Origin of the sequence: uncultured Pseudophaeobacter sp., assembly GCA_905479575.1 — a bacterium.
Classification (GTDB): domain Bacteria; phylum Pseudomonadota; class Alphaproteobacteria; order Rhodobacterales; family Rhodobacteraceae; genus Pseudophaeobacter.
In genome coordinates this window covers 1-17,832 of sequence record CAJQNB010000016.1, presented here as the reverse complement: position 1 = coordinate 17,832, position 17,832 = coordinate 1, and the positions used below count along the sequence as shown (strand labels likewise).

Here is a 17,832-nt window from a genome sequence, read left to right as displayed (position 1 = left end):
GGCTGAAATACAGGTCGAGCGCGCGGTAATAATCCTCGTCCCCCACCAGCGTCTTGAGCATGCCGATCAGTTCGGCCCCCTTTTCATAGACGGTGGCGGTGTAGAAGTTGTTGATCTCGACAAAGCTGGCCGGACGCACCGGATGCGCCAGCGGGCCGGCATCCTCGCGGAACTGGCGGGCGCGCAGGGTGATCACGTCCGCGATGCGTTTCACTGCGGCCGAGCGCATGTCGGCGGTGAACTGGGCGTCGCGGAACACCGTCAGCCCCTCTTTCAGGCACAGCTGGAACCAGTCGCGGCAGGTGATGCGGTTGCCGGTCCAGTTGTGGAAATACTCGTGCGCGATGATGCTCTCGATGCGCTCGAAATTGGCGTCGGTCGCGGTTTCGGGGCTGGCCAGAACGGCGGCCGAGTTGAAAATGTTCAACCCCTTGTTCTCCATTGCGCCCATATTGAAGTCATCGACGGCGACGATGTTGAAAATGTCCAAGTCGTATTCGCGGCCATAAACCTGTTCGTCCCACGCCATCGCCTTTTTCAGGCTTTCCAGGGCAAAGGCGCATTTGTCCTCGTCGCCGGGGCGGACCCAGATGTTCAGCTCTACCTCTTTGCCGGACCGGGTGGTGAATGTATCCGGGTGGTTGACCAGATCGCCGGCCACCAGGGCAAAAAGATAGGCCGGTTTGGGCCAGGGATCGTGCCATTCCGCCAGCCCCTGTGACTGCGAGACGGGGTTGCCGTTGGACAAAAGCACCTCTTCGTCGCCTTCGATGCGCACGGTAAAGGTGGACATCACGTCGGGGCGGTCTGGGTAATAGGTGATCTTGCGAAAGCCCTCGGCCTCACATTGGGTGCAATACATGCCACCGGACATATAAAGCCCCTCAAGGGCCGTATTGGAGGCGGGATCAATCTCGACCTCCGCCTCCCAGAGGAAGGGCTCCGCAGGGGTGTCGCAGGTCAGCCCCTCGGCGGTGATCACTGGGGAGACTGCGACGCCGTCGATCTTGGCAGAGATCAGGTTCAGTTTCTCGCCATGCAGGAAAAACTGTGGATCCGCCGCGCCGGGTTTGGGAGTAAAGCGGATCTGGCTCAGCACGCGGGTGGCATGGGGGGCCAGCCGGAAGGTCAGCTGAACGCTCTCTACCTCAAAGCCAAAGGGGGTGTAGTCCTTCAGGTAAAAGGTTTCTGCTTCGGCCTGGGCTGCTGGGCTGGTCATCTTGCTGTCCTCGTCTCATCCCAACCGCGGGCGGCTGGGGATGTGTTGCTTTTGGTTGCCCTAGTGGTAGGCAATGGCGCAGAGCCGGGCAAGCGCATGACGCGGAAAATACGAGCAAAACCCTGGCCTATTCGCCTGTTCTTTTTGAAGCCTTGGTGGATTTTCTGTAAAAACAAGAAACAGCCTTGTTATAATTGGTAAAGTTATATTACCGCCTCTGTTGCTGATAGGAAACTTTTCCTGTATCGGGGAAACAGGATCGACAACCGGCGAAGGAGAACACCAATGAGCACGATGCGCAGGATCGAGGGGATGCAGGTTGCACCCCATTTGGCGGAGTTCATTGAAAGCAAGGCACTGCCTGGTACTGGTGTGTCGGCGGCGGCGTTCTGGGCTGGTCTGTCTGGGCTGGTCAATGGCATGGGCGGTGAAAACCGCGCCCTCTTGGCCAAACGCGCTGAGTTGCAGGGGCAGATTGATGCCTGGCATGTGGCCAACCGCAGCGCAGCGCGCGATGCCGCAGCTTATGAAGCCTTTTTGCGTCAGATCGGCTATCTCTTGCCCGAAGGCGATGATTTTGAGATCGAGACCGAGAACGTCGATGCCGAGATCGCCTTTACCCCCGGTCCACAACTGGTTGTGCCAATCACCAATGCGCGCTTTGCGCTGAACGCGGCCAATGCCCGCTGGGGCTCGCTCTATGATGCGCTATATGGCACCGACGCCATGGGCGATCTGCCAAAGGGCGGTGGCTATGATGCGGCGCGCGGCGACCGGGTGATTGCCTGGGGTCGTAGTTTCCTGGATGAAACCTTCCCGCTGCAAAGCGGGTCCTGGAGCGATATCACCGAGCTCGCCGTTGCGGAGGGGGCTTTGGTGCCCGCGCTCAAGGAAGTCAGCCAGTTTGCCGGGCACGTTGGTGATGCCGCTGCCCCAACGCGGGTTCTGCTGAAAAACAACGGGTTGCATGCGGTGATCGAGGTGGACGCCGCAGGTAATATCGGCGCCACGGATGCCGCCGGGATCAATGACATCACGCTTGAATCGGCACTGTCCACCATTATGGACTGCGAGGACTCGGTGGCCTGTGTCGATGCCGAAGACAAGGTGGTGGCCTATTCAAACTGGCTGGGCCTGATGAAGCGGGATCTGGCAGAAGAGGTCAGTAAAGGCGGCAAAACCTTCACCCGTGTGTTGAACGCTGATCTTGCCTACACCAGCGCCGGCGGAGAGGCCGCCAGCCTCAAAGGCCGCTCGCTTTTGCTGGTGCGCAATGTTGGCCACCTGATGACCAACCCGGCGGTATTGGACAGCGAAGGCCGCGAGGCGGGAGAAGGCCTGCTGGATGCGATGATCACCGTGATGATCGCTATGCATGATCTGCAGGCAGAGGGGGGCAACTCGCTGCATGGCTCTGTTTATGTGGTCAAGCCCAAGATGCACGGCCCCGAAGAGGTGGATTTTGCCTGCCGCATCTTTGATCAGGTTGAGGCGGCGCTGGGCCTGCCGGCCAATACGGTCAAGATCGGCATCATGGATGAAGAGCGCCGAACCTCGGTCAATCTGAAGGAATGCATCCGCGCCGCCAAATCTCGCGTGGCCTTTATCAACACCGGCTTCCTGGACCGCACCGGGGATGAGATCCATACCTCGATGGAAGCAGGGGCGATGTTGCCCAAGGGCGAGATGAAAAACACCCCCTGGATTGCCTCCTACGAGGACCGCAATGTCGATATCGGTCTGGCCTGTGGTCTCAAAGGCCGCGCCCAGATTGGCAAGGGAATGTGGGCGATGCCGGATCTGATGGGGGACATGCTGGCCGCCAAGATTGGCCATCCCAAATCCGGTGCCACCTGCGCCTGGGTTCCGTCGCCAACCGCTGCAACGTTGCATGCAACCCATTATCACCAGTTAGATGTGCTGTCGCATCAGGATGCGCTGCGCGCGGCTGGTCCCCGTGGCACGCTGGCGGACCTGCTGGATATTCCGGTAATGCAGGGGCAAAACCTGTCGGATGAACAAATCACCCGCGAGATCGAAAACAATGCCCAGGGTATTCTGGGCTATGTGGTGCGCTGGGTCGATCAGGGTGTTGGCTGCTCCAAAGTGCCCGACCTGAACAATGTAGGGCTGATGGAAGACCGCGCCACCTGCCGGATCTCCAGTCAGGCGCTGGCCAATTGGCTGCACCACGAGGTGGTGAGCGAGCAGCAAGTGATGGCCGCGATGCAAAAGATGGCTGCCGTGGTGGACCAGCAAAACGCCGGGGATGCCAGCTATCGGCCCATGGCGCCCGGCTTTGACGGCATTGCCTTCCAGGCCGCCTGTGATCTGGTCTTCAAGGGGCGCGTCCAGCCTTCTGGCTATACCGAGCCGGTGCTGCATGCCCGTCGTCTTGAGCTCAAGGCGGTCGGCTAAGAGACCGATAAAGATTGGGGGCAGGGCGCGGTCCTGCCCTCTTCCCTTATTCTTGATCCTGACCAGAAGGGTACGACCATGACAATTTCCCTGCAATCCGCCCAGATCATTATCAATACAGCCCTGGCCAAAGGTCGTGAGATGGGGTTGAAGCCTCTTTCTGCCGTGGTGCTGGATGGCGGTGGCCATGTGCAGGCCTTTGCCCGCGAAGACGGCGCTGCACCTGGGCGTTTTGCCATCGCCCATGGTAAGGCCTATGGCGCGGTGATGCTGGGCATGGCAGGCACAGCGCAGATGGCCCGCGCCGAAGCCCAGGCCTATTTCATGGCGGCGGTGAATGGCGTGTATGGTGGTCAGGTGATCCCAGTGCCCGGTGGCGTGTTGCTGCGCGACGATAGCGGCGCGGTTATTGGTGCCGTCGGCGTCACCGGCGATACCTCTGACAATGACGCCATTGCGGCCATGGCAGGGATCGAAGCGGCTGGGTTGATCGGCGAGATCTGATCCCACGTGCAAAACCTGTGGCTCAACAAGGGACGTCGCGCTGTGCGGCGTCCTTTTGATTCTCAGGCTTGTTTCTTCGGCGCAGGTGTTGTTTCCGATCTGCCCTGTTTTGCCGCAGATCCCCCGATGACGCTACGACGTGCAGAATTGAACAGTAACCTGCGCGCAATCCGGTCGCTTGTGTGGTTGCGGGATCCCGGGGGAGGCCTTAGCCTTGCTATGTTTTAACACATTCGGAGTCCCCATGGCGCGTCCCAAAGTTGGCATTATCGGCAATTCCTATCTGCTCAACGATCAATATCCGGCACATGCTGGCGGCACCATGAATTCTGAGGCCGTGGCCGAGGTTGCCGGCTGTATGCCGCTGCTGATCCCCTCGGACCCGCGGTTCCTGTCGGTCGAGGAGCTATTGCATAGCTTTGACGGGTTTTTGCTTACCGGGGGGCGGCCCAATGTGCACCCCAATGAATATGGCGAGGCAGAGACAGAGGCCCACGGGGCTTTTGACCGGGCGCGGGATGCCATTGTGCTGCCTTTGGTGCGGGCCTGCGTTGAGCGCGGCCAGCCCTTTCTGGGGATCTGCCGGGGCTTTCAGGAGGTCAATGTGGCCATGGGCGGCACGCTCTACCCCGAGATCCGCGACCTGCCGGGGCGAATGAACCACCGCATGCCCCCCGATGGCACCCTGGAAGAAAAATTCGCCCTACGCCACCCGGTGAAGATGACCAGCGGTGGTGTCTTCAATGATGTATTTGGCGCGGATGAGGTGATGACCAACAGCCTGCACGGCCAGGGTATCAAAACCCCGGGGGCGCGCATCGTGATTGACGGCTATGCCCCCGATGGCACGCCCGAGGCGATCTATGTTCAGGATGCACCGGGCTTTACCCTGGCGGTGCAGTGGCACCCGGAGTGGGACGCCAACAATGATCCGGTCTCGCGCCCGCTGTTCCAGGCCTTTGGCGCAGCAGTCCATGCCTGGGCCAATGGCACCCATGCGGCTGGCGAACTACTGGAAACAGGTTAAAAGTCCTGCCATCACAACGGTGATTTCGGGCTTGTTGGTTGCGCAACTGCGAAGGCAGCTCTGTGGGAGCAGACCTGTGGTTTCTGGTGCGTCAATTGAAGTCAGAAATGCACGCCAGTGAGGGTGAGGGGCTTTCCCTTAAATATCTGATATAAATTAACTTTTATTCGATTTTGAGCGGGGCTTGAGCTGGCCTGGATCGCGTAGCGTTTCCAGATCCCCCCCACCAGTGTTTAGCTCACTGATAGGGTCTTGGGGGGATCTGGCAGCGTCTTGTTCGGGCTGTTTACAAAAGGCTGAACTGTTTGTTCAGGGGCAGTTCCCGCGCGCGTTCCCCTGTCAGATCAAACAGCGCATTGGCCAGGGCCGGTGCCGCTGGCGGGGTGCCGGGCTCACCTGCGCCACCCATGTGTTTTTGCAGCTGCAAAACCGCCACCTCGACCGAGGGCATGCTGGGCATGCGCATGGCGTCGTAATCGGGGAAGTTCTCCTGTTCTACCGCGCCATTGTCAAAGGTGATCTCGCCAAAACAGGCCGCCGACAGCCCGTAGGCGAGACCACTGAACAGCTGTGCTTCGGTGTTTTGCGGATCCACCACCAGACCAAGGTCGGCGGCAATCCAGGCCTTGGTGATGGCAATATCGCCGTCGCGATCGGCCACTTCGATGACCTGCGCAACCGGGGTGCCAAAGCTGTAGGCCAGGGCGACGCCCCGACCGATGCCTGCGGGAGTTGTGCCAGTCCAGCCGGACATATCGCGCACAGTTTCCAGGACTTTGGCGGCGGGCTCCCATTCGGCACGGGCCAGCTCCAGGCGGAACTCCAGCGGGTCGCGGCCGGCCTTATGGGCCATCTCATCAATAATACTGTCAGAAAAGAACCCGTTGAACGACGCCGCCACCGAGCGCCAGAACCCCACCGGGATCATCGGCTTGGCGAGATAGCCCTCGACACGAAAGTTCGGGATCGCCAGGGGCTGGTTAAAGGCTGCGTCCACATGGCCCTTATCCGGGCCGGACATCGGCAGGCCCAGCATCCGCCCGGCACCCTCCTGTGTGGTGGACTGGGCTGCGATCTTGCCATGCACCATCACGGCTTTGCCATCCTTGACGGCGGCGCGGTAGCGGCCAATGGCACCGGGGCGGTAATAGTCGTGGCGCATATCTTCTTCGCGCGACCAGGTGAGCTGCACCGGCGTGCCTTTTAGCTGTTGGGCAATCTGCACGGCGCGGTTGGTGTAATCCACTTCGATGCGGCGACCAAAGCCGCCGCCCAGAAAGGTGGTATTGACGGTCACGGCCTCAGTGTCCAACCCGGTGAGCGCGGCGGCGGCTTTTTGCACCACCGTTGGCCCCTGATTGGGGGCCCAGATCTCCAGCGCATCCCCGGTATAAAGCGCCGTGGCGTTCATCGGTTCCATGGTGGCGTGGGCCAGATAGGGCAGGCGATATTCGGCCTCGATCAGCTCAGCCCCGTCAGGCAGGCTGTCCACGTCGCCGTCATCGCGCATGGTTGAATTGGCGGAGCCGTCAAAGGCGGCTTCAATCTCGGCAAAAATCGCATCGGTGGTTTTGGGGTAGGTGGCAGGCTCCCAGTCCACCTCAATAGCCTCAACCGCCTGTTGCGCCAGCCAGGTATTGCTACCCACAACGGCCACCGCATCGCCAAGATCCAGGATCTGCTCGACACCTGCCATGTCCTTGGCGGTCGAGGCATCAAAGCCGCGCATACCAGCGTCAAAATGTGGGTTCTGTTTGATGGCGGCGAATTTCATGCCTTCAATGCGGGTATCCACACCAAAACCTGCGGTGCCGGTGACCTTGGCAGTCATATCAATGCGCGGCACGGGCTTGCCGATGTATTTCCACTGGGCTGCGGGGCGTAGCTCGGGCTCTTGCGGCTCAAGAGCGGCGGCCTCTGTGGCCAGTTCAGCATAGGAGAGTTTTACATCGCCCGGCGCCAGAACATATCCGTTCTCGGTTTCCAGCAGGGCGCGAGCCACGCCAAGCCGTTGCGCGGCCGCTTCTTTCAGGGTTTCGCGGGCGCTGGCACCAGCCAGCCGCATGCGGGTAAAGCCGTCCTTCATCGAGGAAGAGCCACCAGTGACCTGCAGGTCGAGAAATTTGGAGAAATTCCCGACGATCTGCCCCAAGGAATGCTGAAAATCGCTGGCGTTATAGCCGCGACCGGGCAGGGCCTCGGCCATCATGGCGCTGTTGTAATAGGCCTTGGCGGCGGGGCCATGGATCACATTGACCTGTGCTGGGTTTACATCCAGCTCCTCGGCGATCAGGGCGGCCCATGAGCTGCGCACGCCCTGGCCCATCTCAGCCCGTGGCGCGATCAGGGTGACGCCGGACTGGTCAACAAAGACAAAGGGGTTCAGCACTGCCTTGCCTTCACCCGGCTCCAGCGGGTTAGGGGCGGGCTGGTGGTATTTATAGGTACCAAAGGCAACCCCGCCCAGAATGGCGGCAGAGCCGACGAGGAAGCTGCGGCGGGCGATTTTTTTCAAGCTGGCCATGAGATCAGGCCTCCTGCATCATTTTGGCGGCGGAGTGGATGGCGGCGCGGATACGCGGGTAGGTGCCACAGCGGCACAGGTTGCCCTGCATCGCCTCGTCGATATCGGCGTCGCTGGGGCTGGGGTTTTCTGCCAGCAGGCTGGCGGCCTGCATGATCTGGCCCGACTGGCAGTAGCCACATTGTGCCACCTGATGCGCCACCCAGGCCTGCTGGATCTTGGCCATGTTGTCTGGGCTGCCAAGTCCCTCGATTGTGGTCACCTCCCCCTCGACATCGCCAAGGCTCAGCTGGCAGGAGCGCATCGCCTCGCCATCCACCTGCACGGTGCAGGCACCACAGGCGGCCACGCCGCAGCCAAATTTTGTCCCCGTCAGGCCGATCTCGTCGCGCAGCACCCAGAGCAGGGGCACATCATCGGGCAGATCCACCTCATGGGTTTTGCCATTGATACGGAGCGTTTTTGACATGGGACTGGCCTCTTTGCGGGGTCCGGGAGCTGGGGTTGGTATTTCTGACAAAATGCATGAAATATGTCAGGCTGTCAATTGACAAAAACCTGTAAAACTGTCAGAAGCGAGTCTATGACGTTTTCAGCCCCCGACACCAAGATACAGGCCATCCTTGCCGCCGCCTGGGCAGGCTTTTCCGCCTATGGGTTTCGCAAAACCTCAATGGATGACATAGCCCGGGGAGCCGGCATGTCACGCCCGGCGCTCTACCTTCATTTCAAAAACAAAGAGGCCATCTTTCGTAGCCTTGTTGAAAGCTACTATGCCGAGGCCGCGCGCGAGGTTGCGACGGCCCTGAAAGCGGAGGGGCCCCTGGCGCCGCGTCTGGCGCGTGCCTTTGCGGCCCATGGCGGCGAGACGATGGAAGCGATGATGTCTTCGGCACATGGGATGGAGCTGTTTGAGGCCACCCTGAATGTGGCTGGTGATATGATCGAGGAAGGCGAAGCGCAGTTACAGGGCATTTATGCCCAGTGGCTGCAGGAGGAAGCTGCGCGGGGGGCAGTTGTCCTGACGGCTGATGCGGATGCCCTGGGGCGTTTGTTCTGCGCCTGTCTCAAAGGGATCAAACACACCGCACAAAGCTACGATGGCTATCGTGTCGGTGTGGCCAATTATGCGGCACTGTGCGCCCAAGCCCTGACTCCCGCAGGCTGAAGGGGGAGGGGGCCGGCAAACTGAGTTCCCTGTTGCTCCAGCACTGAGGTACAGCGTAATGCGCTGACGCGCCGCGCGTCAGCGCGGCGCCGGGCCCAACGGGATCCGACATCTGTGATGTCGCGAGACGGGCGGGAGCCCCCCCGCCTTTGTTTTGCCAGCCACCGTTTTGTCAGCCTCTGTGTAGCTGAGCTCAGTTTTACCTGCGGTTACAGCGTGGTGCGCAGGTGCCAAAGCTCGGGGAACAGCTCTACCTCCAGCATCCGTTTGAGGTAGTTGACCCCGCCGGTGCCGCCAGTGCCGCGTTTAAAGCCAATGACCCGCTCCACCGTGGTCACGTGATTGAACCGCCAGCGGCGGAAATAGTCTTCAAAATCCACCAGTTTCTCGGCCAATTCATAAAGCTCCCAATTGGCCTCGGGCGCGCGGTAGACCTCGGACCAGGCGGCCTCTACCGCTTCGCTGGCCTGATAGGCCTCAGATAGGTCACGATTGATCACTGTGTCAGGCAGGGCGAAACGTGCATGCAGCGCCCGCAACGCCACATCATAGAGCGACGGCTGTGCCAGTTCGGCCTCCAGCAGCGCCACCAGATCAGGGCGGTGGGCATGGGGCTTCAGCATCGCCTTGTTGCGGTTGCCCAGCATGAACTCGATCAGCCGGTACTGATGCGACTGAAAACCAGAGCTTTGCCCCAGGGCATCGCGAAAGGCGGTGTAATCCGAGGGCGTCATGGTGCGCAGCACATCCCAGGCAGAGTTCAGCTGCTCAAAAATCCGCGCCACCCGCGCCAGCATCTTGAACGCCTGTCGCGCTTCGTCCTTGATCAGCCGCGCACGCGCCGCCTGCAGTTCGTGAATGGCCAGTCGCATCCACAGTTCGGATGTTTGGTGTTGGATGATGAACAGCATTTCATCATGGGTGTCGCTCCAGGGTTTCTGGGCAGTCAGCAACATATCCAGTGACAGGTAGTCACCATAGGACATACGGCCGTCAAAATCCATCTGGGCGCCGTCATCGGCGGGGTTGAAGGGGCAGCCCTGGGGCGTGGTCTTGGAATCGCTCATGGGATTCCTCCTTTTCCAAATTGAAGTATAGCTCAGGAAAGGGAAAAAATCCGTTTGTTCAGGGTGCCGCATTGGGCCAGGCGACGCCACAGCGCCACCCAGCCAAAGGGGCGGCACAGGGGCAGCGCTTTGGTGCCGGGCAGGTCCATCAGGTCACGGCCGCGCGGATTTTATATTCGGGTTTGTCCCACAGCTGGTTGTTCATCACATCGGCAATGATCGTCACCGCTCCATCGACATCTCCCTCATCAATATACAGCGGGGTAAAGCCAAAACGCATGATATCCGGCGCCCGGAAATCGCCAATGACGCCACGGGCAATCAGCGCCTGCATGGCCGCGTAACCAACTTCAAAGGCAAAGGAGACCTGGCTGCCACGGGCCGCACCGTCGCGTGGCGAGGCCAGGGTCAGCTCGGGGCAGGTCGCCTCAATCCCGGCAATAAAGCGATCGCACAGCGCGATCGAGCGCGCCCGCAGCGCCTGCATGTCCACCTGATCCCAGATATCCATCGAGGCCCCAAGGGCGGCCAGCTGGATCATCGGCGGGGTGCCGACGCGCATGCGTTCAATGCCGTTGCCGGGGCGATAGTCGAGATCAAAGGCAAAAGGCGCCTCATGCCCCAGCCAGCCCGACAGGGCCGGGCGGGCGCGGTCCACATGGCGCGGCGCGACATAGATAAAGGCCGGACCACCGGGACCAGAGTTGAGGTATTTATAGGTGCAGCCGACGGCAAAATCCGCGTTGCACCCGGCCAGATCCACCGGCAATGCCCCGGCGGAATGGGCCAGATCCCAAACCGTCACCACGCCCTGTGCATGGGCCAGCTTGGTCAGGGCTTTCATGTCGTGTTTGCGTCCGGTGCGATAGTCCACCTCGGTGAGCATCAGAACAGCAATTTCGTCGGTGATATTGTCTGCTACGTCTTCGGGGTTCACCACCCGCAGCTCATAGTCTTCGCCCAGGGATTTCAGCAGGCCCTGCACGATATAAAGATCCGAAGGGAAGTTGCCATTGTCTGACAACACCACCCGGCGGTCGGGGGTCATCTCCAGTGCCGAGGCAACCGCCTGGTAGACCTTGATTGACAGGGTGTCGCCCATCATCACATGGCCCGGCTCGGCGCCGATCAACCGTCCGATGCGATCGCCAATGGCACCGGGTTGCTGCATCCAGCCGGCCTTGTTCCAGCCAGTGATCAGCATCTTGCCCCATTCATCCTCGATCATCGCCGAGACGCGATCCTTGGTGGCCTTGGGCAGCGGGCCCAAAGAGTTGCCATCGAGGTAGATCATCCCCTCGGGCAGGTCGAACATCGCCTTGGTGGCAGCAAAATCAGTCATGGGGGCCTCGCTGGGTCGAAAAATACTTCAAGCTTAAAGCTTTTGTGTTTCGTATCCGATCCAATCTGCTCTGTCCAGTGTCTCTTGCGGGGCCTGACGCTGAACTTCAAGCAGGGCCAGGAACTGGGTGTCAGGTCTTTGGCGCGGGGTCTGGAATGCCCAGTGCGGTTCTTTTCTTCTTGGACAGGCCTGCGGTGACCATCTGATAGGACAGGGTGATACAGTCGCGCAGCTCTTCATCGCTGAGACCATCTTTGGCAAATTGTTGCAGCCATTTCATCCCACGCGAGGCCAGATAGGGAGCAGGGCGCACACCGGGGCGTTCCTGCAGCACCTCAAAAGCGATCTCTCCGGCCTTGAAGGTAAAGGCGTCGTCGCCATCGGCCCAGCCGCAGACGGCAAAGAGCTTGCCGCCTGCTTTCCAAACGTCGGAATTGCCCCATTGCACCACATGCTCCGCTGCGGGAAAGGTGGCGCAGAACTGGTTGAATTCCGCCCTGTTCATCTTGTCAGCCTCATCAGGTCTGCCCACCTGCGATTTCGATGGTCTGGCCGTTGATGGACTGCGATCCTGGACCACAAAGCCACATGGCGGCGGCGGCCACTTCCTCTGGTTCGATCAGGCGTTGGTGGCGGTTGGCATTGACCATGACCTTGAGCGCTTCATCCTGGCTGATGCCGGCACGCGTCGAGATCGAAGTGATGTTGCGGTCGACAATCGGGGTGTCCACATAGCCGGGGCAGATGGCATTGGCGGTGATCTGGCTGCCCATGTAATCCTCGCTCAAAGCCCGGGTGAGGCCAATCATGCCGTGTTTGCTGGCGCTGTAGCAGGCGCCGCCTTTCAGCCCGCGCAGGCCGGCGATAGAGGCCACGGTGATGATCCGGCCCCAGTCGGTCTGATGCATGGACTTCAGGCATTCGCGAATGGTCAGAAAGGCGCCATCCAGATTGGTCGCCATCATGTTGCGCCAGAACTCCATGGTGGTTTTGTGCAGGGATTTGCCCTCGGCCACGCCGGCATTGGCGACGCAGATCTGGATCGGGCCACGGGCCTCTACTGCGGCGGCGACTTTGGCAATGATGTCGTCCTCGTTGCGCACATCCATCGCCATGGGGTGCAGGCCCGCCGTTGCAACCTCTTCCAGCACCTCCTGGCGGCGTCCGGTGATGGTCACCTGGGCACCCTGTGCCGCCAGAGCCTTGGCAATGGCAAGCCCAATGCCAGTGCCCCCGCCGGTGACCAATGCGTGTTTGCCGTTCAAATCCATCTTTTGTCCTCCTGTTTGTCACAGGGTATCGCCGGGGCACAGCTGCGCAAGCGCGCCGTTCCGTCACAGAGGCGGTGGCAGAGCGCAAAATCTATTTACAATCATATTCGCAAGTGTGAATTATTTGTCTGAACAAAAATGGGAGGATGCCATGACCAATACCGCGTTGAGTCGGCTTTTGACGCCGATATATGCCGCAGGGCTGACAGCATATGTTGCAGGGTTGCCAATTGCAGGTCTTGCCAGTGAGGACATTGCGGATCAATACCCCCAGTCCGAGCTGTATTCCAAGCCGGTGGAGGTGATCCCGCATGTGTTCTCGGCCATCGGGGCCACTGCGCCGCCGACCTATGAAAACGCCGGCCACAATAACAACCTCTCCTTTGTCGTGACGAACGCGGGTGTCGTGGTGATCAATGCCGGGGCCTCGGATGCGCTGGCGGCGGCTTTGCACGCAGAGATCAAGGCGGTGACGGATCAGCCGGTTGTTTTGGTCATCAACGAAAATGGCCAGGGTCATGCGGTGCTGGGCAACGGCTATTGGCGCGACCAGGGCGTAGACATTCTGGGCCATGCCGATGCCATTGCCGAAACCCAGAAAAATGGCGATTTCATCCTGCAGCGCATGCAGGCCTATAACAAGGACCGCGCGGGCGACAGCCGCATGGAACATGCCAACCTCAGCTTTGATGACCGCTATGATCTGAGCCTTGGCGGGTTGGATATTCAGGTGCTGCATTTGGGCCCGGCCCATGATCCGGGCGATGTTCAGGTGTGGATTCCCGCATGGAAGATCATGATTGCCGGCGATATCGCTTTCCATGAGCGCATGTTGCCGATCTTTCCCCATACCTGCACCAGCTGTTGGATAGAGACCTGGGTCGAGAAGCTGGAACCCATGGCACCAACCTATGTGATCCCAGGCCATGGCCATCCCACCAATCTGGACCAGGTGCGGCGCTATACTCTGGACTATCTGAACGATCTGCGCAGCAAGATTGGAGCGCATATCGAAGAGGGTGGCGATCTGGCCAGCGCCTATTATGTGGACCAGCAGCAATGGCGCGGGTTGGACACATTTGACGAGTTGGCCACCAAGAATGCCGGGCGCGTGTTTGAAGAGATGGAGTGGGAGTAGGTCAATATGACCTACTCACGTCCCCCCATTTTTCTGGTAGACGGGCGCTCGCGCGAGAGCGGGCCGGGAACGAAGTTGTGATATGGCTTTAAAAACGAGCATACTGTCCTTTTATCTGGACAGTATTTGCTGAAGCGCTGGACCTTGCCCGGGGATCTGGGGATGGTGCCGCAAATTGGCCGCACAGCTCTGCTGTGCGGCTTTGAGGAAAGAGACATGATATGAAATGGATCGACCTACCACCGGTCTGGCTGGCGGGCTGTATTGCTTTGGCCTGGGGGCAGGCGCAGTATCTGCCACTGGGGCTGGGGTTTGGCCCGGTATGGGCGGATCTGCTTGGTGGGCTGCTTGTCGGTGGCGGGCTGGTGCTGATGGCGCTGGCGGTTACCGAAATGCGACGTCAGAAGACAACGCTCATGCCCCATGAAACGCCAAGCAGGCTGGTGCAATCGGGCATCTTTACCCGCAGCCGCAACCCAATCTATCTGGGCGATGTCTTGGTGCTGGCGGGGCTGATCCTGTATTTCGACGCGGTTCTTGCGTTGCCGCTGATCCCGGTGCTGACCTGGATCCTGGAGAAACGCTTTATCATCGGTGAGGAAAACCGGATGCGGCGGACCTTTCGCAGTGACTGGGCGCGCTATGAGCAAAAAGTGCGACGCTGGGTCTAGCCCTGGGTTAGTTGCGATAAAAGGGTTGGTTTTCTATTGTAGCCTCACAAGAGAGGGCCGGTTGTAGAATCTGACCCAGTTTAGTTGAGTGGTGCAGAAATGCGGCAATGCGGCAGTGATATGCGGCGACGCAGCGAAGCCATTGCGCAAAAATATTGCGCAGGATAGTCATAATGTTTGCGATCCGTACCCGGGCAATGCTGGGGCGGGCAGGACGAGGGGGACCGACAAGGTGAAAATTGGAACACCCAAAGAGGTGATCAACGGCGAGGCGCGTGTCGCTATGACGCCCGATTCTGCGCGTCAGCTGCAGAAACTGGGCTATGACTGCGCCATTGAAAGCGGTGCGGGCCAATTGGCCGGCTTTAGCGATGCGACCTATGAGGAGGCCGGTGTTGAAATCATCAAGACTGCCGCCGCTTTGTGGAAAGCATCAGATATCATCGCCAAGGTACGCCAACCCAATGAGGCTGAGCTCAAGCGGCTGAACTCAAAAAAGACACTGATTTCTTTCTTCAATCCCGGCGGGAATGAAGAAGGGCTGGAACTGGCCAAATCCAAAGGCGCCAGCGTTATTGCCATGGAAATGGTGCCACGTATCAGCCGCGCGCAGAAGATGGACGCGCTGTCCTCGATGGCGAATATCGCCGGCTACCGCGCGGTTATCGAAGCAGGCAACAACTTCGGCCGCTTTTTCACCGGTCAGATCACAGCCGCGGGCAAGGTGCCCCCAGCTAAGGTCCTGGTGGTAGGCGCCGGCGTTGCTGGTCTTGCAGCCATTGGCACCTCGACCAGTCTGGGGGCCATTACCCTGGCCTTTGACGTACGCCCCGAAGTGGCTGAGCAAGTTGAGTCCATGGGCGCCGAGTTTGTCTATCTCGACTTTGAAGAAGAGCAGGCCGATGGGGCTTCTTCCGGTGGCTATGCCTCGGTCTCCAGCCCAGAGTTCCGCGAAGCCCAGCTCGCCAAGTTCCGGGAACTGGCACCAGAGGTGGACATCGTTATCACCACGGCGCTGATCCCCAACCGCGAAGCGCCAGAGCTGTGGACCGAAGACATGGTCGCCGCGATGAAGCCTGGCTCGGTCATTGTTGACCTGGCTGCGGAAAAGGGCGGCAATTGCAAGCTCACCGTGATGGATGAGAAAATCGTCACCGAGAATGGCGTCACCATTATCGGCTACACGGATTTCCCATCCCGCATGGCGGCCCAGTCGTCGACTCTTTACGCCACCAACATCCGCCACATGATGACTGACCTGACCCCTGAAAAGGACGGCCAGATCAATCACGACATGGAAGATGACGTTATTCGTGGCTCCACCGTGACCCATGGCGGCGAAATCACCTTCCCACCACCACCGCCAAAGGTGCAGGCGATTGCCGCCAAGCCCAAAGAGGTGGCGCCAGAGCTGACGCCAGAAGAAAAGCGCGCTGAAGAAGTGGCGGCATTCAAGGCTCAGACCAAGAACCAGGTCACCCTGCTGGCCGTGGGCGGTGCCTTGCTGCTGGCTGTTGGTCTGGTGGCCCCTGCCAGCTTCATGCAGCACTTTATCGTCTTTGTGCTCTCGGTCTTTATTGGTTTCCAGGTGATCTGGGGCGTGGCGCATAGCCTGCACACACCACTGATGGCGGTCACCAATGCGATTTCGTCGATCATTATCCTGGGCGCGCTGATGCAGATCGGCTCGGGCAGTTTCCTGGTGATTGTGCTGGCGGCCCTGTCGGTCTTTATGGCTGGGATTAACATCTTTGGTGGCTTCCTCGTCACCCGGCGCATGCTTGCCATGTTCCAGAAATCTTAAGGAGGCTACAGAGATGGAATATGGATTTACCACTGCCGCCTATGTGGTCGCGGCTGTTCTCTTCATCCTCAGCCTTGGCGGGCTGTCCGGCCAGGAAAGCGCAAAACGCGCGGTCTGGTACGGGATTGTCGGCATGGCGCTGGCTGTTTTTGCCACCCTTGTTGGCCCGGGCTCCGGGCTCTGGCTCTTGTCGATCGTGCTGATCGCCGGTGGCGGCGTTATCGGCTACCAGCTGGCAACTCGGGTACAGATGACCCAGATGCCCGAACTGGTTGCTGCGATGCACTCTTTGGTTGGCCTGGCCGCGGTCTTTGTGGGTCTTATCGCCCATATCGAACTGGGTCGTGTCCTAGCCATGGACGCAGAGGCCAAACAGGCGCTGGACGGCTTTGCCAAGCTGTTGGCCAAGAAAGACGGCGTCGAGATCGCCATCCTGCGGGTTGAGCTGTTCCTCGGCATCTTCATTGGTGCCGTGACCTTTACCGGTTCGGTTGTAGCCTATGGCAAACTGGCAGGTAAACTGACCTCTTCGGCGGTGAAACTGCCCGGCGGTCATATGCTCAACGCTGCTGCGGCGGGCGTGTCGCTGATCGCGCTGATCTGGTACTTCAACACTGGTGGCTTTGTGCCGCTGATGCTGATGACGCTGGCAGCCCTGTTCATTGGGTATCACCTGATCATGGGCATCGGCGGCGCCGATATGCCAGTGGTTGTCTCGATGCTGAACAGCTACTCGGGCTGGGCCGCGGCTGCGATTGGTTTCTCCCTTGGCAACGACCTGCTGATCGTTGTGGGGGCGCTGGTTGGCTCTTCCGGTGCGATCCTGTCGTACATCATGTGTAAGGCGATGAACCGCAGCTTTGTCAGCGTTATCCTGGGCGGCTTTGGCGGCACAGCTGGTCCGCAGATGGAGGTCGAAGGCGAGCAGGTGGCCATCGACGCCGATGGCGTTGCAACCGCGCTGGACGAGGCCGATAGCGTCATCATCATCCCCGGCTACGGCATGGCGGTGGCACAGGCGCAGCAGAACGTGGCGGAACTGACCCGTCGCCTGCGGGCCAAGGGCAAGACAGTACGCTTTGCCATCCATCCGGTTGCGGGCCGTCTGCCCGGGCACATGAACGTGCTGCTGGCCGAAGCCAAAGTTCCCTATGATATCGTCATGGAAATGGATGAGATCAACGAGGACTTCCCGGAAACCGATGTGGCCATCGTCATTGGCTCCAATGACATCGTCAACCCGGCGGCCCAGGAAGATCCCAACTCTCCCATCGCTGGCATGCCGGTTCTGGAATGCTGGAAGGCGAAACAGGTCTTTGTCTCCAAGCGCGGCCAGGGCACCGGCTACTCCGGCATCGAAAACCCCCTGTTCTTCAAGGAAAACACCAGGATGTTCTATGGCGATGCCAAAGCGTCCCTGGACAAGCTGATCCCGATGATCGACTGAGTTTTGCGCAATCACGTGAGAGATGCTCTTTAATCTTCTGCGTGAATCAAAATTCGAATCGGCGTTTCGTGCTCAAGATGCATTGCAAACCGGGCAAGCTTGAAAAGATCACTACGGGCACGGATCGCCCAGTATGGACGTAATATTGCAATGTCGCGGCGGACCTGAAGTCATCCACATGATAATTGTTTAACATAAGATAGATTATGCGTATTTTATCAATAATATATTT

The 17,832-nt window shown here is 59.6% G+C and carries 15 protein-coding genes; 8 read left to right on the top strand and 7 right to left on the bottom strand.

Features of this window, described 5'->3' with window-relative positions:
• Positions 1-1,219, bottom strand: a 1,219-nt coding sequence (locus QZ268_RS05300) for a M1 family aminopeptidase (protein ID WP_295449152.1), incomplete at its 3' end; no start/stop codon positions are given.
• Between the two features lie 285 nt (positions 1,220-1,504).
• Between QZ268_RS05300 and QZ268_RS05295 the strand changes: the two genes are divergently transcribed.
• The 3 genes from QZ268_RS05295 to QZ268_RS05285 all read left to right on the top strand — a co-directional run bounded on the left by QZ268_RS05295 (position 1,505) and on the right by QZ268_RS05285 (position 5,168).
• On the top strand, positions 1,505-3,637 hold the full coding sequence (locus QZ268_RS05295) for a malate synthase G (RefSeq protein WP_295449149.1): 2,133 nt from the start codon (positions 1,505-1,507) through the stop codon (positions 3,635-3,637).
• Between the two features lie 78 nt (positions 3,638-3,715).
• Positions 3,716-4,141 carry a heme-binding protein gene (locus tag QZ268_RS05290; RefSeq protein WP_295449146.1) on the top strand — a complete coding sequence of 142 codons (426 nt, stop codon included), beginning with the start codon at positions 3,716-3,718 and terminating at the stop codon, positions 4,139-4,141.
• 244 nt (positions 4,142-4,385) lie between these two features.
• Positions 4,386-5,168, top strand: a complete 783-nt coding sequence (locus QZ268_RS05285) for a gamma-glutamyl-gamma-aminobutyrate hydrolase family protein (RefSeq protein ID WP_295449143.1) — start codon at positions 4,386-4,388, stop codon at positions 5,166-5,168.
• 286 nt (positions 5,169-5,454) lie between these two features.
• On the opposite strand, the gene QZ268_RS05280 is transcribed toward QZ268_RS05285, so the two are convergent.
• Together QZ268_RS05280 and QZ268_RS05275 are read right to left on the bottom strand one after the other, a co-directional pair.
• Entirely contained in the window at positions 5,455-7,692 is a 2,238-nt protein-coding gene (locus QZ268_RS05280) for a molybdopterin cofactor-binding domain-containing protein (protein WP_295449140.1), read from the bottom strand.
• 4 nt (positions 7,693-7,696) lie between these two features.
• A complete protein-coding gene (locus QZ268_RS05275) occupies positions 7,697-8,161 on the bottom strand; it encodes a (2Fe-2S)-binding protein (RefSeq protein WP_295449136.1) in 465 nt (154 codons plus the stop codon).
• A gap of 114 nt (positions 8,162-8,275) precedes the next feature.
• On the opposite strand from QZ268_RS05275, the gene QZ268_RS05270 reads away from it, so the two are divergent.
• Positions 8,276-8,860, top strand: coding sequence for a TetR/AcrR family transcriptional regulator (locus tag QZ268_RS05270; protein WP_295449132.1), 585 nt, complete (start codon positions 8,276-8,278; stop codon positions 8,858-8,860).
• Between the two features lie 209 nt (positions 8,861-9,069).
• Here the strand turns inward: QZ268_RS05270 and kynA are convergent, their stop codons facing one another.
• The 4 genes from kynA to QZ268_RS05250 form a co-directional block, all read right to left on the bottom strand.
• Complete coding sequence (kynA, locus tag QZ268_RS05265) at positions 9,070-9,927, bottom strand: tryptophan 2,3-dioxygenase (protein ID WP_295449129.1); 858 nt, start codon at positions 9,925-9,927, stop codon at positions 9,070-9,072.
• 148 nt (positions 9,928-10,075) lie between these two features.
• Positions 10,076-11,269, bottom strand: coding sequence for a kynureninase (gene kynU, locus QZ268_RS05260; RefSeq protein WP_295449126.1), 1,194 nt, complete (start codon positions 11,267-11,269; stop codon positions 10,076-10,078).
• A 130-nt stretch (positions 11,270-11,399) separates the two neighbouring features.
• Positions 11,400-11,774: an MmcQ/YjbR family DNA-binding protein gene (locus QZ268_RS05255; protein WP_295449123.1), complete on the bottom strand. Its 375-nt coding sequence runs from the start codon at positions 11,772-11,774 to the stop codon at positions 11,400-11,402.
• Between the two features lie 13 nt (positions 11,775-11,787).
• Positions 11,788-12,540, bottom strand: coding sequence for an SDR family oxidoreductase (locus QZ268_RS05250; RefSeq protein WP_295449120.1), 753 nt, complete (start codon positions 12,538-12,540; stop codon positions 11,788-11,790).
• Between the two features lie 151 nt (positions 12,541-12,691).
• Between QZ268_RS05250 and QZ268_RS05245 the strand changes: the two genes are divergently transcribed.
• From QZ268_RS05245 to QZ268_RS05230, 4 genes are all read left to right on the top strand, one after another.
• On the top strand, positions 12,692-13,678 hold the full coding sequence (locus QZ268_RS05245; RefSeq protein ID WP_295449117.1) for an MBL fold metallo-hydrolase: 987 nt from the start codon (positions 12,692-12,694) through the stop codon (positions 13,676-13,678).
• A gap of 221 nt (positions 13,679-13,899) precedes the next feature.
• Complete coding sequence (locus tag QZ268_RS05240) at positions 13,900-14,349, top strand: isoprenylcysteine carboxylmethyltransferase family protein (RefSeq protein ID WP_295449114.1); 450 nt, start codon at positions 13,900-13,902, stop codon at positions 14,347-14,349.
• Between the two features lie 232 nt (positions 14,350-14,581).
• Positions 14,582-16,153 carry a Re/Si-specific NAD(P)(+) transhydrogenase subunit alpha gene (locus QZ268_RS05235; RefSeq protein ID WP_295449111.1) on the top strand — a complete coding sequence of 524 codons (1,572 nt, stop codon included), beginning with the start codon at positions 14,582-14,584 and terminating at the stop codon, positions 16,151-16,153.
• Between the two features lie 13 nt (positions 16,154-16,166).
• Complete coding sequence (locus QZ268_RS05230) at positions 16,167-17,600, top strand: NAD(P)(+) transhydrogenase (Re/Si-specific) subunit beta (protein WP_295449108.1); 1,434 nt, start codon at positions 16,167-16,169, stop codon at positions 17,598-17,600.
• Positions 17,601-17,832 lie beyond the last annotated feature (232 nt).

What these genes read in the sequence shown, in the direction of transcription:
- QZ268_RS05295 (WP_295449149.1), top strand. Translation starts at nt 1,505, where the DNA reads ATGAGCACGATGCGCAGGATCGAGGGGATGCAGGTTGCACCCCATTTG.
- QZ268_RS05290 (WP_295449146.1), top strand. Translation starts at nt 3,716, where the DNA reads ATGACAATTTCCCTGCAATCCGCCCAGATCATTATCAATACAGCCCTG.
- QZ268_RS05285 (WP_295449143.1), top strand. Translation starts at nt 4,386, where the DNA reads ATGGCGCGTCCCAAAGTTGGCATTATCGGCAATTCCTATCTGCTCAAC.
- QZ268_RS05280 (WP_295449140.1), bottom strand. Translation starts at nt 7,692, where the DNA reads ATGGCCAGCTTGAAAAAAATCGCCCGCCGCAGCTTCCTCGTCGGCTCT.
- QZ268_RS05275 (WP_295449136.1), bottom strand. Translation starts at nt 8,161, where the DNA reads ATGTCAAAAACGCTCCGTATCAATGGCAAAACCCATGAGGTGGATCTG.
- QZ268_RS05270 (WP_295449132.1), top strand. Translation starts at nt 8,276, where the DNA reads ATGACGTTTTCAGCCCCCGACACCAAGATACAGGCCATCCTTGCCGCC.
- kynA (WP_295449129.1), bottom strand. Translation starts at nt 9,927, where the DNA reads ATGAGCGATTCCAAGACCACGCCCCAGGGCTGCCCCTTCAACCCCGCC.
- kynU (WP_295449126.1), bottom strand. Translation starts at nt 11,269, where the DNA reads ATGACTGATTTTGCTGCCACCAAGGCGATGTTCGACCTGCCCGAGGGG.
- QZ268_RS05255 (WP_295449123.1), bottom strand. Translation starts at nt 11,774, where the DNA reads ATGAACAGGGCGGAATTCAACCAGTTCTGCGCCACCTTTCCCGCAGCG.
- QZ268_RS05250 (WP_295449120.1), bottom strand. Translation starts at nt 12,540, where the DNA reads ATGGATTTGAACGGCAAACACGCATTGGTCACCGGCGGGGGCACTGGC.
- QZ268_RS05245 (WP_295449117.1), top strand. Translation starts at nt 12,692, where the DNA reads ATGACCAATACCGCGTTGAGTCGGCTTTTGACGCCGATATATGCCGCA.
- QZ268_RS05240 (WP_295449114.1), top strand. Translation starts at nt 13,900, where the DNA reads ATGAAATGGATCGACCTACCACCGGTCTGGCTGGCGGGCTGTATTGCT.
- QZ268_RS05230 (WP_295449108.1), top strand. Translation starts at nt 16,167, where the DNA reads ATGGAATATGGATTTACCACTGCCGCCTATGTGGTCGCGGCTGTTCTC.